This is a genomic window from Pseudarthrobacter phenanthrenivorans, from assembly GCF_036455295.1.
Taxonomy (GTDB): Bacteria; Actinomycetota; Actinomycetes; order Actinomycetales; family Micrococcaceae; genus Arthrobacter; species Arthrobacter phenanthrenivorans_C.
On sequence record NZ_JAYXNX010000035.1, the window covers coordinates 1 to 1992 of the forward strand.

At 67.2% G+C, this 1992-nt stretch carries 1 protein-coding gene and 3 pseudogenes; all 4 read left to right on the forward strand.

All coding sequences use genetic code 11. The features are described 5' to 3' along the window. Positions 1–307: pseudogene (locus VXJ37_RS20970) on the forward strand (glycine dehydrogenase (aminomethyl-transferring)); the annotation flags it as partial. An 11-nt stretch (positions 308–318) separates the two neighbouring features. After that, positions 319–703: pseudogene (locus VXJ37_RS21215) on the forward strand (glycine cleavage system protein T); the annotation flags it as partial. A 30-nt stretch (positions 704–733) separates the two neighbouring features. Then, positions 734–1579: pseudogene (locus VXJ37_RS20980) on the forward strand (glycine cleavage T C-terminal barrel domain-containing protein); the annotation flags it as partial. Positions 1580–1905: 326 nt separating this feature from the next. Next, positions 1906–1992 (forward strand): serine dehydratase beta chain (locus VXJ37_RS20985; RefSeq protein WP_331324925.1); only part of this gene is annotated, 87 nt, incomplete at its 3' end.

The following is a 1992-nucleotide window of genomic DNA, read 5'->3' on the forward strand; positions in this document are numbered from 1 at the left end:
CACCGAGTCCGAGGACCTCGCGGAGATCGACCGCTTCATCGAAGCCATGATCGCTATCCGCAAGGAAATCGACCAGGTGGCCAACGGCGACTTCGCCGTGGCCGACTCACCCCTGCGCCACGCACCCCACACCGCGGCCGCCGTCGTCAGCTCCGGCTGGGACCGCGCCTACCCGCGCGAGCAGGCCGCCTTCCCCGCCCACCACAAGCAGGACAAGTACTTCCCGCCCGTGGGACGCATCGACGGTGCCGCCGGCGACCGGAACCTCATCTGCTCCTGCCCGCCGCTCTCCGAGTTCGAGAACTAAGGACCAGCACCGTGACCGAGAACTACACCGCACTGTACGACGAACACAAAAAGCTGGGCGCCTCCTTCACGGACTTTGGCGGCTGGCAGATGCCGCTGAAGTACAGCTCCGAACTGGCCGAACACCACGCCGTCCGCAAGGCTGCCGGACTGTTCGACCTCTCCCACATGGGTGAGGTCTGGGTGACCGGCCCGGATGCGGCGGCTTTCCTTGACTACGCGCTGGTGGGGAAGTTCTCCGCCATGGCCGTGGGCAAGGCCAAGTACTCGTTGATCTGCGACGCTGACGGCGGCATCATCGATGACCTCATCACCTACCGTCGCCCCGCCGCAGAGGACGGCACCGACGTCTTCCTTGTGGTGCCCAACGCGGGCAACGCCGGCGTGGTGGCTGGAGCCCTCCGGGAACGGGCCGCAGGGTTCGACGTGGCNTCGCCCCGCCGCAGAGGACGGCACCGACGTCTTCCTTGTGGTGCCCAACGCGGGCAACGCCGGCGTGGTGGCTGGAGCCCTCCGGGAACGGGCCGCAGGGTTCGACGTGGCAGTGGAGGATGCCTCTGCACGGACCTCGCTGATCGCGGTCCAGGGTCCCAAGGCCCAGGAACTCCTGCTTCGCCTGGTGCCTGCAGCGCAGCACTCCCTGGTAACGGAGTTGAAGTATTACGCAGCCGTCGAGGTTCCGGTCCTGGCGGGTGGCGCGGGCAAGGAACTGCTGGTCGCACGCACCGGCTACACGGGTGAAGACGGATTCGAGATCTTCGTGGACAACGGTGATGCTCCCGCCCTGTGGCAGGCCCTCATGGCCGTCGCCGATGAACGGGAACTGACCCCTGCAGGGCTCGCTTCCCGCGACTCCCTTCGCCTGGAAGCGGGCATGCCGCTGTACGGCAATGAATTGTCGCTCCAGGGCGACCCGTTCGCTGCCGGCCTGGGCCCCGTCGTCGCGCTTTCCAGGGAAGGCGACTTCGTTGGCAAAGCCGCCCTGGCCGCCAAGAAGGAAGCCGGTGCCGGCAGCACGTCCGGCCGCCGCCTGGTGGGACTCAAAGGCCAGGGACGCCGCGCCGGCCGCGCGCACTATCCGGTGCTCAAGGACGGCGCCCCGGTCGGGGAAGTCACCTCGGGCCAGCCGTCGCCCACCCTCGGATACCCCATCGCCATGGCCTACGTGGATGTCGAACACTCGGCCCCCGGTACCGCCCTCGACATCGACCTCCGTGGCAAGGCAGAGCCGTTCGAAGTCGTCCCCCTCCCGTTCTACAAGCGGGTCAAGTAGTCCCTTGTTCCGCCCCGTGGTCACCTTCGCGACGGCGGACCGGACATTTTCACGCGTGCTGCTCGTTCCTCGCTTTGACGCACGCTTTCGAAAAGTCCGGCTCCGCCGGCGCTCGTGGGCACGACGTTACCTGCCTGCCGCGTCGCTTTGGTGACGTGCGTTGGCGACTGGGCGGATTCCGGAGACGTGCTCCCCACCGTCCCCCTAACCTCGCAAGCTCGGCCAGGGAACCCGGACGGCGTGGGCCCAGAGCACGCGGAGGAATTCGGCCAGGTGCACCCAACCCGGACCACCCACCCCAACCACCCTTTTAGTTAGGAACCAGCATGGCAGTCGGAGTCTTCGATCTCTTCTCGATCGGCATTGGCCCGTCGTCTTCGCATACTGTGGGGCCGATGCGGGCTGCTGCTGTG